Origin of the sequence: Paenibacillus tuaregi (assembly GCF_900086655.1) — a bacterium.
Classification (GTDB): domain Bacteria; phylum Bacillota; class Bacilli; order Paenibacillales; family Paenibacillaceae; genus Fontibacillus; species Fontibacillus tuaregi.
Genome location: NZ_LT575476.1, coordinates 2,163,963 through 2,180,688 on the forward strand (window position 1 = coordinate 2,163,963; position 16,726 = coordinate 2,180,688).

17 protein-coding genes and 1 pseudogene are annotated in these 16,726 nt (G+C 48.4%); 15 read left to right on the forward strand and 3 right to left on the reverse strand.

Annotated features, from left to right (window positions below; genetic code table 11):
* The 11 genes from BN6628_RS09920 to BN6628_RS09970 form a co-directional block, all read left to right on the forward strand.
* Positions 1–483: exodeoxyribonuclease VII large subunit (locus BN6628_RS09920; protein WP_392397635.1), on the forward strand; the 483-nt coding region annotated here is incomplete at its 5' end.
* Positions 473–727 (forward strand): exodeoxyribonuclease VII small subunit, encoded by a 255-nt coding sequence (gene xseB, locus BN6628_RS26615; RefSeq protein WP_262363152.1) that lies wholly within the window; start codon positions 473–475, stop codon positions 725–727. The genes BN6628_RS09920 and xseB, both read left to right, overlap by 11 nt.
* Positions 728–746: 19 nt before the next feature.
* The gene (locus BN6628_RS09930) at positions 747–1,622 is read left to right on the forward strand and encodes a polyprenyl synthetase family protein (protein WP_068622160.1); all 876 of its coding nucleotides are present in this window, start codon (positions 747–749) and stop codon (positions 1,620–1,622) included.
* A 228-nt stretch (positions 1,623–1,850) separates the two neighbouring features.
* Positions 1,851–3,758 carry a 1-deoxy-D-xylulose-5-phosphate synthase gene (gene dxs, locus BN6628_RS09935; protein ID WP_068616943.1) on the forward strand — a complete coding sequence of 636 codons (1,908 nt, stop codon included), beginning with the start codon at positions 1,851–1,853 and terminating at the stop codon, positions 3,756–3,758.
* 39 nt (positions 3,759–3,797) lie between these two features.
* Entirely contained in the window at positions 3,798–4,640 is an 843-nt protein-coding gene (locus tag BN6628_RS09940; RefSeq protein WP_068616945.1) for a TlyA family RNA methyltransferase, read from the forward strand.
* Between the two features lie 170 nt (positions 4,641–4,810).
* Positions 4,811–5,266: a hypothetical protein gene (locus BN6628_RS09945; RefSeq protein ID WP_082926862.1), complete on the forward strand. Its 456-nt coding sequence runs from the start codon at positions 4,811–4,813 to the stop codon at positions 5,264–5,266.
* 29 nt (positions 5,267–5,295) lie between these two features.
* Positions 5,296–5,745, forward strand: coding sequence for a transcriptional regulator AhrC/ArgR (ahrC, locus tag BN6628_RS09950; protein ID WP_068616948.1), 450 nt, complete (start codon positions 5,296–5,298; stop codon positions 5,743–5,745).
* Positions 5,746–5,766: 21 nt separating this feature from the next.
* Positions 5,767–7,485: a DNA repair protein RecN gene (gene recN, locus BN6628_RS09955; protein WP_068616950.1), complete on the forward strand. Its 1,719-nt coding sequence runs from the start codon at positions 5,767–5,769 to the stop codon at positions 7,483–7,485.
* Between the two features lie 121 nt (positions 7,486–7,606).
* On the forward strand, positions 7,607–8,953 hold the full coding sequence (gene spoIVB, locus BN6628_RS09960; protein ID WP_068616952.1) for a SpoIVB peptidase: 1,347 nt from the start codon (positions 7,607–7,609) through the stop codon (positions 8,951–8,953).
* 199 nt (positions 8,954–9,152) lie between these two features.
* The gene (gene spo0A, locus BN6628_RS09965; protein ID WP_068616954.1) at positions 9,153–9,971 is read left to right on the forward strand and encodes a sporulation transcription factor Spo0A; all 819 of its coding nucleotides are present in this window, start codon (positions 9,153–9,155) and stop codon (positions 9,969–9,971) included.
* A 372-nt stretch (positions 9,972–10,343) separates the two neighbouring features.
* Positions 10,344–10,934 (forward strand): GNAT family N-acetyltransferase, encoded by a 591-nt coding sequence (locus BN6628_RS09970; protein WP_082926863.1) that lies wholly within the window; start codon positions 10,344–10,346, stop codon positions 10,932–10,934.
* A gap of 186 nt (positions 10,935–11,120) precedes the next feature.
* On the opposite strand, the gene BN6628_RS09975 is transcribed toward BN6628_RS09970, so the two are convergent.
* A complete protein-coding gene (locus BN6628_RS09975) occupies positions 11,121–12,467 on the reverse strand; it encodes a GH1 family beta-glucosidase (protein ID WP_068616956.1) in 1,347 nt (448 codons plus the stop codon).
* A gap of 142 nt (positions 12,468–12,609) precedes the next feature.
* Positions 12,610–13,012: pseudogene (locus BN6628_RS09980) on the reverse strand (shikimate kinase).
* A 342-nt stretch (positions 13,013–13,354) separates the two neighbouring features.
* Between BN6628_RS09980 and BN6628_RS09985 the strand changes: the two are divergent.
* The 3 genes from BN6628_RS09985 to BN6628_RS09995 are packed head-to-tail and all read left to right on the forward strand — an operon-like array spanning position 13,355 to position 14,686.
* Entirely contained in the window at positions 13,355–13,732 is a 378-nt protein-coding gene (locus BN6628_RS09985) for a hypothetical protein (protein WP_068616958.1), read from the forward strand.
* 33 nt (positions 13,733–13,765) lie between these two features.
* Positions 13,766–13,948 (forward strand): hypothetical protein, encoded by a 183-nt coding sequence (locus BN6628_RS09990; RefSeq protein ID WP_068616960.1) that lies wholly within the window; start codon positions 13,766–13,768, stop codon positions 13,946–13,948.
* A gap of 21 nt (positions 13,949–13,969) precedes the next feature.
* Complete coding sequence (locus BN6628_RS09995) at positions 13,970–14,686, forward strand: class I SAM-dependent methyltransferase (RefSeq protein WP_068616962.1); 717 nt, start codon at positions 13,970–13,972, stop codon at positions 14,684–14,686.
* Between the two features lie 75 nt (positions 14,687–14,761).
* Here BN6628_RS09995 and BN6628_RS10000 read toward each other — a convergent pair whose 3' ends face one another.
* Positions 14,762–15,070 (reverse strand): DUF2627 domain-containing protein, encoded by a 309-nt coding sequence (locus BN6628_RS10000; RefSeq protein WP_068616964.1) that lies wholly within the window; start codon positions 15,068–15,070, stop codon positions 14,762–14,764.
* 181 nt (positions 15,071–15,251) lie between these two features.
* Here BN6628_RS10000 and lpdA point away from each other — a divergent pair, with 181 nt between their 5' ends.
* Positions 15,252–16,670, forward strand: a complete 1,419-nt coding sequence (lpdA, locus tag BN6628_RS10005; protein ID WP_068616966.1) for a dihydrolipoyl dehydrogenase — start codon at positions 15,252–15,254, stop codon at positions 16,668–16,670.
* The last annotated feature ends 56 nt before the right edge of the window (positions 16,671–16,726 follow it).

Sequence of the window (16,726 nt, forward strand, 5' to 3'; positions counted from 1 at the left end):
CTCGCGCGCCTGCAGCGCTCGCCGGTGCTGGTGCATCCGCGGCGGAGCCTGCTCCAGCACGCGGAGCGGCTCGACATGCTGAAGCACCGTCTCGCAAGCCGCATGCACTCCCGTGCGCTGCTGACCAGCGAGCGCCGGGGCAGGCTGCATGCGAGGCTCCTGCGGTTCCATCCGCAGGAGCAGCTGCAGTACGCCGCGCGGCGGCAGCAGGACGCCACGAAGGCGCTTCGCCAAGGGATGCTGGCGGTGCTGAAGGACCGCTCAGCCCAGCTCAGCGCCGGCGTCCGGCAGCTTGACGCCCTCAGCCCGCTTAAGGTGATGGGCAGAGGCTACAGCCTGGTTTACGATGAACAAGGTAAGCGTTTGATTAAATCGCTCAACGATGTCCAGCCTGGAGATATGGTCAAGATCAAGGTTACCGACGGAGAGTTGGATTGTCAGGTATGGGGGATGCAGCGGGAAGGAGAAGATCGTGGAACTTAACAATGACATTAATTTTGAAGAAGCAATGGAACAGCTGGAAGAGATCGTATCCCAGCTGGAGCATGGGGATGTGCCTTTAGAGAAAGCCATCGATCTGTTTCAGCGGGGAATGCAGCTGTCCCAACTGTGCGGCCAGAAACTGGCGCAGGTGGAACGTAAAATAGAAATGATCGTAGAAACAGATGGGGAAGTCACCAAGAAGCCATTTGCAGCTCCAGAAGAAAGCGGTGAACCTGTTGAATAAGTCTTCTTTTGAAGCGTATATGAACGAAATCGGGAGACTCGTTAACCAAGGTCTGGAGCAGTCGATTCCGGGGGATTGGAGCATTCCATCCTCTTTGCGGGAAGCGATGCATTACTCCCTTCTTGCCGGAGGCAAGCGGATACGGCCGCTGTTAGTCATTGCTGCGGCAGAGTCGATGGGAGGAAGCCGGGAAGCGGCACTGCCTGTCGCCTGTGCTGTGGAAATGGTGCATACCTACTCCTTGATTCATGATGACCTTCCAGCCATGGACAATGATGATTTCCGGCGCGGCAAGCCGACGAATCATAAAGTATTCGGAGAGGCAGCGGCGATCCTGGCTGGTGATGGTCTCCTCACCCATGCTTTTTACAGCATTACGGAGGCAAGCCGGAAGTTCCATGTTCCTGCAGAGCAGACTTTGGCTATCGTAGAGGAGCTGTCCGTGTATGCGGGGCCAAAAGGCATGGTCGGCGGTCAAGCGGCGGACATGGAAGGGGAACAGGGGATTACGGACCTGGAACAGCTCAAGTACATTCATATGCACAAGACAGGAGATTTGATTGTATTCTCGCTCAAGGCCGGAGGACGGATCGCTTCAGCTTCGCAGGAGCAGCTCAGAGCCTTAGAAACGTTCGGGCGCAGCATCGGTTTGGCTTTTCAGATTCAAGATGACATTCTCGATCTGATTGGCAATGAGCAGAAGCTGGGTAAGAAGACACAAAGCGATGTGGCTATGAATAAAGTGACCTATCCCTATTTTATTGGGCTGGATGAGTCCAAGGCTGAAGTTGACCGGTTAACCAAGCTGGCTAAGGAAGCCGTTAGCGGAGGGGTTATTCCCAATCCGGAGAGGCTGCTTCAGATTGCTGAGTTTCTCCTGAACCGGGATCATTGATAGAAGATTTAGGACGTTCAGATTAGTGTAAGCAGGCAGGGGATTATTGCAGCGCTTACTTTTGTGGTATAATATACAACATTACGTGGATTGGCTAACAGATTTCATGGGCTTATGACCTGTTCTTCTTGTTAAATGGGCCATAATAATCCTATACGTTAATCCATTAAGAGCAGAGGAATCTGCACTACATCATGATAAATCCAATTAGGAAAGCGGGGAATTCATGTGCTGCTTTCACAAATCCATGAACCCAATGACTTAAAAAAATATTCTGTTGAAGATCTCGGCCGGGTGGCCGCTGAAATCCGTCAGTTTCTAATTGAGAAGCTGTCCTCCACGGGTGGACATCTCGCGTCCAACCTGGGTGTGGTTGAGTTAACGCTTGCTCTTCACTATTGTTATAACAGCCCGAAGGACAAGTTTATATTTGATGTCGGTCATCAGGCGTATGTCCATAAGATGTTAACCGGGCGTATGGATCAGTTCGATACGCTCCGCAAGTACAAGGGACTCTGCGGATTTGTTAAACGCAATGAGAGTGAACATGACGTGTGGGAAGCTGGCCACAGCAGCACCTCCTTGTCTGCAGCAATGGGCATGGCCTTAGCCCGCGATCTCAAGGGTGAAACGAACAAAGTGGTAGCGATTATCGGGGACGGTGCTTTGACGGGCGGTATGGCTTTTGAGGCCATGAACCATATCGGTCATGAGAAGAAGGACCTGATGGTGGTGCTTAATGATAATGAGATGTCCATTGCCCCCAATGTGGGAGCAATGCACAATTATTTAAGCAAAATCCGTTCTGACAAGACCTATCTCAGAGCCAAGGATGAAGTGGAGCTGATCCTCAAGAAGATTCCGGCTATTGGTGACAAGCTTGCCAAGACTGCTGCGAACTTTAAGGACAGCTTGAAATATATGCTGATGAACGGTGTGCTGTTCGAGGAGCTGGGATTCACTTATCTCGGGCCTGTTGACGGTCATGATCTCCCTAAGTTGATCGAAGCGTTCAGGCAGGCTGACAATGTCACTGGACCGGTTCTGGTTCATGTGCTTACAACCAAAGGTAAAGGATATTCACCGGCCGAAGCGGATTCGCATAAATGGCACGGCATATCCCCGTACAAAATCGAGTCCGGTCAAGTGCTTAAAGCTGTTGGCAATCCGATGTACACCGAGGTGTTTGGCGAGACTTTGATTGAGCTTGCTGAGCAGGACTCCCGTATCGTGGCGGTTACACCGGCTATGCCGGGTGGCTCGGGCCTGCTGAAATTTGCAGACCGGTTCCCGGACCGGATGATCGATGTGGGCATCGCAGAGCAGCATGCGGCCACCATGTGTGCGGCTCTGGCAATGGAAGGCTTAAAGCCGGTGTTTGCGGTTTATTCGACTTTTATGCAGAGGGCGTATGACCAGATTGTGCATGACATATGCCGCCACAATGCTAACGTAATGTTTGCGATAGACCGCGCCGGATTTGTCGGTGCGGATGGCGAGACACATCAGGGCGTATTTGATATTGCGTTTATGCGGCATATCCCGAATATGGTCATGATGATGCCTAAGGATGAGAATGAGCTCCGCCACATGATGAAGACTGCTCTGGACTACAATGAAGGTCCGATTGCTTACCGTTATCCTAGAACCAATGTACAAGGAGTTCATCTTGATAAGGAGCTGACTCCTATTCCGATTGGCACGTGGGAGAAAGTTCGGGAAGGGGAAGGCACAGCCATCATTGCTGTGGGTACGATGGTGCAGGTTGCCGAAGACGCAGCTGATGTGCTGAAACGTGAGGGTATCCAGGCGGCGGTTATTAATGCAAGGTTTATCAAGCCGCTTGATGAAGCTATGCTGCTCGAACTTGCAAGAACACATGGTAAAATGATCGTGATCGAAGAGGCTTCAATCGCCGGAGGTCTCGGAAGTGCTATATTGGAATTTTACGCTGAGCACGGGATTTACGGTCTGGACATCAGGCTGATGGGTGTTCCTGACCGGTTCATTGAACACGGCAGCATTAAGGAGCAGTGCCAGGAAGTCGGCCTTACGACGGAGGCGCTTGTTGAGCAAGTTCAGAAGCTGCGGAATGATCATCATTACGCATTTGGAAAGAAGACGCTGCCTTCATAGGCAGCTTCTTTCATTACGTCAAGAATACAGGGGATGAGTATGGCTGGTGCTAAGGAACGAATTGACGTTCTGCTCGTAGAGCAAGGTTTTTTTGAAAGCAGGGAAAAGGCCAAGGCCGCCATTATGGCGGGTCTGGTATACGGGGATACGGAGCGGATCGAGAAGGCCGGAACCAAAATCCCTCGGGAGACACAGCTCACCGTTAAAGGTGCTATTCATCCTTATGTCAGCCGCGGAGGGCTGAAGCTGGCTAAGGCGATTCAGGTGTTTGGGCTGGACATGAGAGAGAGGGTTATGCTGGATATTGGGGCTTCCACCGGTGGTTTCACAGATTGTGCGCTCCAGAACGGGGCCTCATATGTGTATGCAATCGATGTCGGTTATAATCAGCTGGATTGGTCCCTGCGTAATGATGAGCGGGTTAATGTGAAGGAACGCATGAATTTCAGGTATATGACCCCGGAGGACTTGGACGGGCCGGCACCTGATTTTGCCAGTATTGATGTGTCCTTTATTTCTTTGAAGCTAATTCTGCCGCCGTTAAAGGCTCTTCTGAAGAAGCCGGCGGACATTGCAGCATTGATCAAGCCCCAATTCGAAGCTGGACGGGAAAAGGTGCCGAAGACAGGTGTAGTCCGCGAACCAAAGGTTCATGAAGAAGTCCTTGAGCAGGTTTTGACTTTCGCTGCTGAGGAAGGATACCTTATTCAGGGGCTTACGTTCTCGCCCATCACAGGCGGGGAGGGGAACATTGAATTCCTGGTCCATCTTCGGTTGGAGGACGAGCCGCAGGGCGATTCCTTGGGCAAGCAGGATGAGATTATCCAACTGGTGCGGAATGTGGTTCAGGAAGCATCAGCCACGTTTACAGGCCACAAGTGAAGAAGAGCCGCTGACCCCAGCGGCTTTTTTTTGGGATTGATACTTGTTTAATGTATCTTGTATAATGGGAACAAGTGTTTTGTTTTCGGATTTTGTCCTCATAATTATGGCTACAAGACAGGAGCCAGTCCCAGGGATGTCGAATAGACATCCTGAGGTGATGAGTGAATATGCAGGTTGACGGATATTTAATGGTTATAATCACCGTTTTGCTGTTGTTCCTGTTTTACCGTGGTATTCAATCATGGCTCCGCAAACCTGCCGTGTTAAGACGCGGTTTACGGTTTGAACTGAATGAGGAGATAGAGGATCACCCGGCCGTTGACTTGTTAAAGTCGGCAGGGTATGAGGTCATCAGCGGCAAACTTAAGGTTCCGCTAACCTTTAAAGTCAACCGGATGGAGCTTCACAGCCGGCTCTTTATTGATTATGTTGTAGTCCAAGGCGAGGAGTTGTTCCTTGTCCGTTTGGAGCGGCCCAGGCAGCCTGTTGATTGGACAGGGAGCGGGGTTCGGAAGGAGCTGCTCCCATTTCTTTTGTTGTATCCGGATTGTTCAGGTTTATTATATATTGATGCCGACTATAGTGAGATTAAAGTCATCGTGCTGGACTCTGATGATGAATAAGCCGATTACTAGGCATGACGGAGGAATTTATGAAGGGTCAAAGACATATTAAGATTCGTGAAATTATTTCCAGTCAGGAAATCGAAACTCAGGACGAGCTGGTTGAGGCACTAAGGGATGCAGGCTATCAAGTCACACAGGCCACAGTTTCCAGAGATATTAAGGAGCTGCTGCTGATTAAGGTCCCTATGGACGATGGGCGTTACAAGTACTCGCTTCCGATCGACCAGAGGGCCAATCCGATCCAGAAGCTAAAGCGTTATTTGGTTGACAGCTTTGTACATATCGATCATGCGGGGAATTTGGTTGTTATGAAATGTTTACCGGGTACAGCCAATTCAGTCGCCGTGCTGATTGATAATATGGAGTGGCCGGAAATTCTCGGTACCATATGCGGGGATGATACCATTCTGATTATTTGCCGAACTGAGGAGAACAGCAAATCCATGATTAATCAAATTATGAGTTTTATTTCTTAAGAGGCGGACGGAGGTGCGCTAATGTTAGCTCATTTATCAATTAGAAATCTGGCTGTGGTGGAGTCGGTGGATGTTACCTTCCATGAAGGGTTCCATGTGCTTACCGGGGAGACGGGAGCCGGAAAATCCATTATCATTGACGCGCTCGGTTTTATTGCCGGGGGCAGGGGCTCTGCGGATCTGATCCGTTACGGTTGCGATAAAGCTGAAATCGAGGCTTCGTTCGATCTGCGGCCTGCACATCCGGTATGGAACACGCTTGAAGGATACGGCATTCACGCCGATCCGGCTGAATCCCTGATTATCCGAAGAGAGATCAGCATCCAAGGCAAAAGCGTTTCAAGAGTTAATGGTCAAATGGTGAACTTAAGCATGCTTAGGGAAGTGGGCGATCAGCTCATCAACATCCATGGCCAGCATGAGCACCAGACGCTGCTCCGTCCCGAAAGACACTTACACCTGCTTGACGCCTATGGGGCCGCAGTCCTTGCGCCACTCAAATCCAAGTATCAGATGACGTATTCCGCATTTGTTAAAGTGGAGAAGGAGTGGAATGAGCTTCAGAAAACAAGTCAGCAGACGTTTCAAATGCTGGATATGTACCGGTATCAGCTGGAGGAAATAGCTGCCGCTAAGCTTAAAGTTGGTGAAGATGAATTACTTGCCGATGAAAAGGTCAAGCTATCCCATAGTGAGAAAATGATGGATTCCATTTCCGGTGCTTATGAACTGCTCTACGGCTCTCAAGGGATGGAGGCGGTAGCCAAGGCCATCTCCCTCTTTGAGGATATTGTGGACTATGATCATAAAGGCATTCAGCCTATACTCGAGCAGCTGCAGTCTGCGTATTACCAGCTGGAGGACGCGTCTTTTGCACTTCGCAGCTACCGGGATGGCATTGAAGTGAATCCGGGCCGGCTGGATGAGGTACAGGAAAGACTGGACTTTATCTCCTCCCTAAAGAGAAAGTATGGGGAGAGCATTGAGCGTATCTTGGCTTACCACGATCAGATCAAGCTGGAGACAGATACGCTGGAGAACAAAGATGAAATTATGGAACAACTGAAGGAGAAGAGGGAGAAGCTGCTTGCCCAGCTTCTTGAAGAAGGGGAAGAACTGAGTCAGGCGCGACGCCAGTGTGCTGAGGATCTGGCTGCCCAGATCGAAGGGGAGCTTAAAGATCTTCAGATGGGCAGAACATCTCTTGAAGTGAAGCTTGGTCGCTTGGAAGATCCATCGGGTGTGGAATGGAAAGGCAAGCGGATCAGGCTTAGCAGGCAGGGCTTGGACACTGCGGAATTCCTGATTTCCCCTAACCCGGGGGAACCGCTAAGGCCGCTGAGCAAGATTGCTTCTGGTGGTGAGCTGTCGCGTATGATGCTTGCGCTGAAGAGTATTTTTGCAAGGCATGATGAAGTTCCCGTGCTTATATTTGACGAGGTGGATACAGGGGTAAGTGGACGTGCTGCCCAGTCGATCGCTGAGAAGCTGTACAAGCTGTCTGCTTCTTGCCAGGTGTTCTCGATCACCCACCTGCCACAGGTTGCCTGTATGGCCGACAACCAATATTTGATCGAGAAGACGGTTCATGACGGCAGGACCATGACCCAAGTTGAGGCGTTGTCAGAGGAAGGACGGGTGAAAGAACTCGCCCGTATGCTTGGAGGCGTGGAAATTACGGAGAAGACCCTTCATCATGCTCAGGAAATGCTCGGCCTGGCTAAGGCCCAGAAAGCGTAATGCTGTAAGTGCGGAGTAATGATTGACAGTAATAAATGGCCTGCTCGGGGGTATCTTATAGGTACGCAATTGGCGACCACCTTTTCGTCAAGCGAAAGAAGCTAAGGGAGCGTGACAGCCATTGAACCCGAACCTCAGGAAGAGATTGCTCGGCCTTTTATTTGCTTTCTTCTTTTGTTTCCTTGGGACGGCCGCAGCCGGTGAGATCGGCAACCCTCTAATGCCTAATGAGCTGAGGCTCTTTGAAGGGGAACAGGCCCGAATTGAATCAGCGCTTCCGGTTCAAGCACAGGTCAGTGTTGACCGCCCGGATGTTGTGCAGCTTAAGGGCGGAGGCTCCAGCCGGATGGGAGCAAATGCGGATTTTGGCAAAGGAAAACCACTGCTGCTCAGTTCCCAATCTGCCGGAGAAGCCCATCTGCGTATGAAATTATTCGGTCAAATTCCTCTCAAAACCGTAAAGGTGAATGTTATCCCCGATTTAAAGGTGATCCCTGGCGGGCAGACGATTGGCGTGAAATTGAAATCATCAGGAATACTCGTGGTTGGACATCATTTGGTCAGCTCGCCCGGTGAAACGAAACAATCCCCTGGTGAAAAAGCCGGATTGAAGCTCGGAGACCGCATTACCCATCTTAATGGAATTCAGCTCAAAGACGTGCGGGATGTTGCGTCTATCGTAGACCAGGCAGGCAAGCAAAAGAAACCGATTGAGGTTACTTACAAGCGGGGTGACCGTGTCTACACAACGTCGCTGTCTCCCGCGTATGATGAGCAGGACAAAACCTGGCGGATGGGTCTATATATTCGTGATTCCGCCGCAGGGGTTGGAACCCTAACTTTCTATGCTCCTGAGCAGGGGGTGTACGGAGCTTTAGGCCATGTCATTACAGACATGAACACACAGACGCCGATTGTTGTGGGAAGCGGACACATCGTTGAGTCCAGTGTCACTTCAATCTCCAAGAGTGAAAGTGGTGAGCCTGGAGAGAAGAGGGCACATTTCCTGAAAGAGGGCCGGGTTTTGGGAACCATTGAGCAGAACACGGACTTTGGGATTTTCGGCAAAATGTCTCTAAATCCAGAGCACGGCCTGTACGGAGAGCCGATACCCGTCGCTTTCGCAGAGCATGTCAAAGAAGGCCCTGCTGAAATACTAACCGTGGTCAATGGTCAGAAGGTGGAGAGGTACACTATTGAAATTGTTCACGTCTCTACTCAGAATGTACCTCAAACCAAAGGCATGGTCATACGCATTACCGATCCAAGACTTGTGAGCAAGACTGGCGGGATTGTTCAAGGCATGAGCGGCAGCCCTATTATTCAGAATGGCAAGCTTATTGGTGCAGTGACGCACGTATTTGTGAATGACCCGAAATCAGGTTATGGATGTTTTATTGAATGGATGCTTCAAGACGCCGGTGTGATGCTGAAGCCGGGGCAAAACAAAAATCTTAAGGCCAGCTAGCGCCTTAAGATTTTTTTGTCGAATAAACAAATTTCCAGTCATGTTGTGTAGCAAATAATTTATTATAAACTACGTGTTAAAAAAAATAAAGAAAAATAATTTTCGACGCAGGGATTCAGATCTTTGTGTCGAATCCATATATTAGGACATGAGAATGCAACCGACATAAATACTTAATATCTGAAGGAGGACATGGAAATTGCAAAACATTGAGGTATTGTTAGCGGATGATAATCGGGAATTTACAAATTTATTAGCAGAGTACATTTCAGGTCAAGATGATATGAATGTTACGGGCATCGCTTACAACGGCGAAGAGGCCCTGCAAATGATCGAGAACGGCTCTAAAGTTCCTGATGTGCTGATTCTTGATATCATTATGCCTCATCTGGATGGTCTCGGCGTGTTGGAACGCCTTCGTGATATGAATTTATCACCACAGCCTAAGGTCATCATGCTGACGGCCTTCGGACAAGAGAACATAACTCAGCGTGCGGTTCAGCTTGGTGCTTCTTATTACATCCTTAAGCCGTTTGATATGGAGGTTCTCGCTAACCGTATTCGTCAGCTCGTAGGTGCTCCTTCTCAATCCAGCAGTTCCGGTCAGATTTCTGCATCGTCGTCCTCCTTGTTTAAATCCAATGTTGTGCCTATGGCCAAGGGCAAGAATCTGGATGCGAATATTACCTCGATCATACATGAAATCGGTGTGCCTGCGCATATTAAGGGATATCAATACCTGCGTGAAGCCATCACCATGGTGTACAACAATATCGAAATTCTTGGGGCGATCACCAAGACGCTGTATCCAGCCATTGCAGAGAAGTTCAAAACAACTCCTTCTCGGGTGGAACGTGCGATTCGCCACGCCATTGAGGTTGCTTGGACCCGCGGTAACATTGACTCCATCAGCCACCTGTTCGGCTACACGATCAACATCAGCAAGTCAAAGCCGACGAATAGCGAGTTCATCGCGATGGTTGCAGATAAGCTGCGGATTGAGCATAAGGTTAGCTGAAAGGGTTAGGAGCAGTGAGTTGTCAATCCAGTCTTTAAAACCTAGAAGAATTAGTCCGTTAATCCGCATGACAAGCTTCTCAACTTCGTTCATCCTTAACTAGAATTAGGAATATCAAAGTTTTATCAAATGGTAATCCTAGTTATGTTACATGAAAATAAAACCTGGCTCCCTTCTTAGGGGATGCCAGGTTTTATTGGCTTCTTTTAGCAAAAAGGGGCAGTATAGAATCTTTCTATTGCCAAATTGGTTCTTCTTATAATAAGATTTTGTCATTTACGGGTACAATACATAAATATACCGATTATGCCAAGTGGTATAATAAGTTAAATATTCGTGAATCGATTCTTTAGCTGGAGGTGTGCATATATTATGGGACAAATAACAGCACCTATTATCATCCGGGATGCCCGGGAAGAAGACCGGGAGCAAATTCAGAAGCTGGTGGTTGAAGCCTACAGCCAGTATGAGGCGACGATGGCACCGGAACGGTGGAGGCTGTACCTGGAGTCGATCAAGGAGTCCGTATACAAGGAAGGGCCTTACGCGAGGATCATAGCTGAGCAGGCAGGGGATATTGTGGGCAGCTTGCTTGTGTTCCTAGATTCGGAAACCGCATATGGCCGAGATGATCTAAGCATTCAGGACCCGATTATCAGACTGCTTGCCACATCTCCACAAGTCAGAGGACAAGGAGTGGCGACTCGTCTTATTGACGAAACCGCAGCCCGTGCAAGATCTATGGGAGCGGAGTACATTTATTTGCACACTTCAGATATGATGGCTCCTGCCATCCGATTATATGAGCACCTTGGATTTGAGCGGGCACGTGAGCAGGAGATGTATAACGGGGATGTGCTTGTGAAGTGCTATAGGCTGGCAGTGAACCCTGCTGCGGAGCAGACGGGGCATAGTGAGCTTAGATTCAGTTCGAGTCAAGCAGGCGGTCTGTCCAGTAGCTAAGATGCCTGATATTTCTTTTACGTATTTCCCATACTCAGAAGTTGATAGGGGCGGTAACACATTTCCCAAGGGGAATAGGGACAATAGAGATGAAAAAGAAAAAGCACCGATCAGAGATGGGACTGCCCCCGTCTTCATTATCTGATCAGGTGCTTATTATATATTTCAATATAAATTCCAAGTGTGTTAGACTTCAAAGCCGTCTGAAGCAATTACGTTCTGATACCAGTAATAGCTGTTTTTAGGAGTGCGCTTGAAAGTTGTGAAGTCAACATGAACCAGCCCAAACGGCTTGCTATAGCCAAAGGCCCATTCAAAATTGTCCATTAAGGACCACAGCATATATCCTTTAACCTGAATACCCGATTCAATGGCTCTGGAAAGCTGGAATAAATGCTTTTGCAGGTAAGAAATCCGCTTCGGATCATGATGTTTACCATCTTCCCCCACGGTAGACTCATAATAAGCGCCATTCTCAGTAATATAGATTGGAATAGAGCCGTAGCGGTCATTCACCCATTCGAGTACACTTAAGAAGCCCTGTGGATAAATATTCCACTCGAAGTCCGTCTGATCCAAAGCGCCGGAAAGCGGTTCAAATTCAAGCAGTCCCGCTTCTGGATTGTGCCGGCCAATACCGCCGGTGTAATAATTGATCCCAAGGAAATCAATCGGCTGCCTAATCGTCTCCATATCGCCAGGTTCAACGGGTGGTTCATACCCTTTCGCTTTATACCAGCTCAGTGTCCTCTGTGGGTATTCCCCTTTGAATACCGGATCGAAGAACCAGTTATTAAAGTACTCCAGCCTTCTTGCTGCTGCCTCCACATCAGCCTCCTGTCTGCTGAATGGCTCAAACCACTCGGTATTCGGGGCATACCCGATTTCACCAGAAACCCCCAGCTGTCTAAAGGCTTTAACAGTCTCCCCATGGGCCACCATAATATGGTGGGCTACGTTCAGGGCCAACTGGAAATCCTTGTTGCCAGGAGCATGATCACCAAGCTCATTGGACAAGAACGAGATACACCATGGCTCGTTGAAGGTAATCCATTTTTTTATTTTTCCGTCAAAAGATTTAAACATCGTCTCAGCGTACCGAACAAATGCCTCAATTGTGTTCCTTGAATTCCATCCCCCTTTGTCCTGCAGAGCCTGGGGAAGGTCCCAATGATAAAGTGTGCACATCGGCTCTATGCCGTTAGCGAGCAGCTCGTCAACCAAACGGTGATAATACTCAAGACCCAGTGGATTGACTTCCCCAACACCATTAGGGTAAATACGCGGCCAGGCAACCGAGAAGCGGTATACTTTGGCTCCAAGCTGTTTCAGGAGAGCAACATCTTCCTTATAGCGGTGGTAGCTGTCGCAGGCCGTATCTCCGGTATCGCCGTTATACACCTTGCCAGGGGTCCTGGAAAAGACGTCCCAGATGGATTGCCCACGCTGATCTTCCCTTGTGGCCCCTTCAATTTGATAGGAGGAGGTAGCAGAACCCCACAGAAAGTCATTGGGAAAAGAGATTTTTGCCATGGTTTAAAACTCCCTTCGAAGAAATCAGAAACAGTAGTAAATCTTGCTGCACTTGATTCGAAACCGCTTTCGTTATTTTACACAAGCTTATTATAGTACAAATTTTTGGGGTTGAATATATCGGTGTCTATATTTAAAGGAGTTATAGATTAAACTTGTATTTTATAATTTCGGCAACTTCACAAGCAGATAAATTCGTGTTGTTAATTCTGAGATAATTTTCTCTATTAATTTCTCCTTCTAATGAGTTTAAGCGATGCTGCTCCATCGTACGTAATAGGTCCTGTTCAGAACGAGTGACATCCCTTTTTGTTGGTTTGTGTTCAAATCATCCCATACATATCACTTGCTGCGGCTACTTCAAATATATCTTAACGAAATTTATTTACTAATCTCCACATATCTTGGCTAAAGCCAAAAAGCGGGGCTAGCCATTCAATAGTCATGTGGTTATGGAATAACTTAAGATTGGTTGTCTTTTCCAGTTCATGTCCAACGGTCATTTTTCCTACAGCCTGTGGACCAAATATAATAACAAGTTTCAACAAATCACCCCCTGGGATATATTTCAATAATATTATAAGTCAAAGCAGCTTTGATAGCTGCTTAACCAACATGATTTACATAGCAAAGGTGAATTCAAAAACTTAAGAGTCATTACAATAAGTAACTTTTTTAGGCGGTTTGCGTTATATAATCATGAACTGACGAAGGCCAATCGGTGAAAGAATTTTGTGTTTAGGCTGCTGTATAATATAAAATATAGATCAGTCTAATATTCAATTATGTATATAGGTTCTTGACTGTGAAGCGGATATCAGGTTTGCACGAGGTTAAGACATATGTTCTTAGACTGGTGGCTAAGGTTATTACAGGAGGTAACTTAGATGGCTTACAAAGTAACGTATAAAGATAAGGAAGATCAGTCTGTTCAGAAAAAAGTTTTTACGAATTTTACCGCGGCTGAACAGGAAGCAAGGAGGCTGGATGATCACGGACATGAGGATGTGGTCCTTGAATCACCACGCCGTAAGCCGGGGTTTCCAAATATCGTGGGCATCATGCTTAAAGCTATTGGAGTGCTCGTGCTGGCTGGTGGGTTTCTAATTGGAATCGTTACGGGCCGTGCTGGTCAGGAGAGCGGATTTTATACCAAGATAGCCATGGAGTGGTGGATGCTTGCGTTAATGTCTGCGGCATTCTTCTATGGTATGGGTGAAATTGTTAACCTCCTTGACAGAATTTCCAAAAAATCAAATACTTAATTTGGTATTTAAGAAATGAGGTGAAGATGCTTCATGAATAACATCATTACCAGTGAAGCTGAGATGGACGCTCGTGTAAAAGTGGAGATCGCAGAGCTGCAGAAGCAAATTGAGGAGTTGAAGGCTGAGAACGCCCGTCTTCGCAAAGCGCTGCTTAAGGCTTCAAGCAATCTTCCTAAAATGTCGAGCAAGCTGAAGAGTGCCTTGTATGAATAATTTTAGATGAGGTGAGCCTAGATGAGCAGAGATGAGCTGAGCAAAGGGAGTAAGAAATTGGATTTGGAACGTATTGTGTTTATTGGACGGACATACAGAGAGTATCTGGCAATGTTCGATTTGCAGGAATCCGAACTTCAAGGACGTGTGATATTGGACTGTCCCGCAGGGGCCTGCTCGTTTACGGCCGAAGGAAGTGGGCGGGGGTTTAATATAACTGCGGCGGACATTGCCTATCAGTATGGTCCAGATGAACTTGAAGCTAAAGGAAAGCGTGACCTGCTTCATGCGGAAGAACGTCTTCTTCAGTCTAGAGGACAGTACAACTGGGACTTCTATGGAACGATGGAGCGTCATAATCAGATGAGAGAGGAAGCGCTGCAGTTTAATATTGAGCACAGAAGACGACATCGGGACCGGTATATTTTCGCGTCGTTTCCGGCGCTTCCTTTTGCGGATCAATCCTTTGACTTAACTTTGTCAGCCCACTTTCTGTTTATGTATGCGGACCGGCTGAGTGAGCCTTTTCATGAGGAATCCCTGCTGGAGCTGCTTCGGATAACACGAGAAGAGATCCGGATTTTTCCGTTGATTGATCTCAGCAGCCAGCGTTATAAAGCCATGGATCGTATGTTGATGCTGGCTGCATCCAGGGGATGGGCTGTGGAAGAGAAGAACACATCCTACCGTTTCCAGCATGGTGCCGATTCCTACTTAAAGCTGACTAAGCAGAAATAACACAAGCCTCCGGAATTTCAAAGTTCCGGAGGCTTGATTTGTTTACGATTAGTTATCCAATTAACTCGATCAAAATTAGGCGCTTGGATCTGGTGGACGCTTCTTGTTCTTGGTCTCTTTAAAACGGGGTCCAACGTAACCCCGCTTCCGGTCCCGGAAGAAGATCCATCCGCCCAGGAAGGAGATTCCAGCAAGGAACATGATCAAGCCGAGAGCAAAATGCAGCCAGTCAAAGGTGATGCGGGTTAATGAATCGTCCCCGTGCATGTACATATACTCAAATAAAGCATCTTTCATAAACAGAAAGCCAGTCATGGCGATAATCCCTGGAATGACCAGAATGAGCACGGCAATAAACCGGGCGGTCAGAATTCTCGTATTCATTGGTAAAAACCTTCCTGTCGTCCGTATTCGTAAAGACAAAGCCTATCCCTTTTATCATAACTTGTTCGGGTTATCCTGTCCATTTGAAAACGTGATGAGGCTAGCCGAATTCCATATCCGGCAAAAACGAGGTACAATATTATCCGAAGAAGAACTATGATCACGTTAGTGGAGGGTACATATGACAATTTCGTGCGATGTGGCAATTTTAGGAGGCGGCACAGGGGGGTATGTGGCAGCGATCCGGGCAGCTCAGCTCGGAAAGGAAGTTGTAATTATAGAGCAGGACAAGCTCGGCGGCACCTGCCTTCACCGGGGCTGCATTCCCAGTAAAAGTCTGCTTCGCAGTGCGGAACTTTTTGCCCAAATGAAAGAGAGCGAGAGCTTTGGCATAGAGACCAGCGGAGTGAAGCTGGTATTTCCCAAGGTGCAGCAGCGTAAGCAGGCTATTGTGGACCAGCTGCACGGAGGGGTTCAATATTTGATGCGCAAGCATAATATCAAGGTAATCCAAGGTACAGGGCGAGTGATTGGACCGTCCATCTTCTCCCCGAAGAGTGGAGCTGTTGCAGTTGAACTCGCGGATGGCGAGATGGAGACCGTGGTTCCGGCGCATCTGATCATTGCAACAGGCTCCAGACCCCGTGTCCTGCCTGGTCTAGAGCCTGATGGCGGCCATGTCCTAAGCAGTGATGAGGCACTGGTGCTGGACGAGCTTCCAGCGTCTATGCTGATTGTGGGCGGGGGTGTCATCGGCGTGGAATGGGCTTCCCTTCTCCATGATTTCGGCGTAGAGGTTACCGTCGTTGAGGCCGCTTCCCAGCTGATCCCGGCAGAGGATGAAGAGGTATCCCGGGAACTTCAGCGGATCTTGGTCAGACGCGGAATTAAGGTGTTAACGGGAACGGCCGTAATACCGGACTCTGTGCAAAAAGCTCAAGGAGTTACCCTGTCCGCAAAGCAGGGGGACAAGGTTGTTGAGCTCGCGGCGGAGAAGATGCTGGTCTCGATCGGCCGTCAGGCCAATGTGGAGAATATCGGGCTGGAGAATACGGATGTTGGAATTAAGAATGGTTTTATCCGTGTAAATGAGCACATGCAGACAACCGAGCCTCATATTTACGCCATCGGAGACTGTATTGGCGGCCTTCAGCTTGCACATGCAGCCAGCCATGAGGGGATCGTGGCAGTAGAGCATTTGAGCGGGGAGAAGCCGCACGGATATGATCCTGTTCATGTGCCGCGCTGTGTGTATACCCGTCCTGAAGTAGCTTCGGTGGGATTGACGGAGAAGGAAGCCCGCGAGAAAGGGTATTCGATCAAAACAGGGAAATTTCCGTTCTCCGCCATCGGGAAGGCGCTTGTATATGGTGAAAAGGAAGGTTTTGTCAAAGTGATTGCAAATGCGGAAACTCAGGATATTCTGGGAGTGCATATGATCGGTCCCCATGTGACCGATATGATCGGAGAAGCCACGCTTGCCCAAGTTCTGGATGCAACACCGTGGGAGATTGGGCAGGCCGTACATGCCCATCCTACGCTGTCTGAAATTATTGGCGAAGCCGCGCTGGCTGTGGATGGACGGGCTACTGGAATTTAAAGCGAGATAATATTTTCTTTTTACATGGAAAGTGTTTATAATAGAGTTATCTCTAG

What these genes read in the sequence shown, in the direction of transcription:
- BN6628_RS09930 (WP_068622160.1), top strand. Translation starts at nt 747, where the DNA reads ATGAACGAAATCGGGAGACTCGTTAACCAAGGTCTGGAGCAGTCGATT.
- BN6628_RS09990 (WP_068616960.1), top strand. Translation starts at nt 13,766, where the DNA reads ATGAATAACATCATTACCAGTGAAGCTGAGATGGACGCTCGTGTAAAA.
- ahrC (WP_068616948.1), top strand. Translation starts at nt 5,296, where the DNA reads ATGAAGGGTCAAAGACATATTAAGATTCGTGAAATTATTTCCAGTCAG.
- BN6628_RS09975 (WP_068616956.1), bottom strand. Translation starts at nt 12,467, where the DNA reads ATGGCAAAAATCTCTTTTCCCAATGACTTTCTGTGGGGTTCTGCTACC.
- lpdA (WP_068616966.1), top strand. Translation starts at nt 15,252, where the DNA reads ATGACAATTTCGTGCGATGTGGCAATTTTAGGAGGCGGCACAGGGGGG.
- BN6628_RS09940 (WP_068616945.1), top strand. Translation starts at nt 3,798, where the DNA reads ATGGCTGGTGCTAAGGAACGAATTGACGTTCTGCTCGTAGAGCAAGGT.
- BN6628_RS09985 (WP_068616958.1), top strand. Translation starts at nt 13,355, where the DNA reads ATGGCTTACAAAGTAACGTATAAAGATAAGGAAGATCAGTCTGTTCAG.
- BN6628_RS09945 (WP_082926862.1), top strand. Translation starts at nt 4,811, where the DNA reads ATGCAGGTTGACGGATATTTAATGGTTATAATCACCGTTTTGCTGTTG.
- BN6628_RS09970 (WP_082926863.1), top strand. Translation starts at nt 10,344, where the DNA reads ATGGGACAAATAACAGCACCTATTATCATCCGGGATGCCCGGGAAGAA.
- BN6628_RS10000 (WP_068616964.1), bottom strand. Translation starts at nt 15,070, where the DNA reads ATGAATACGAGAATTCTGACCGCCCGGTTTATTGCCGTGCTCATTCTG.
- BN6628_RS09995 (WP_068616962.1), top strand. Translation starts at nt 13,970, where the DNA reads ATGAGCAGAGATGAGCTGAGCAAAGGGAGTAAGAAATTGGATTTGGAA.
- recN (WP_068616950.1), top strand. Translation starts at nt 5,767, where the DNA reads ATGTTAGCTCATTTATCAATTAGAAATCTGGCTGTGGTGGAGTCGGTG.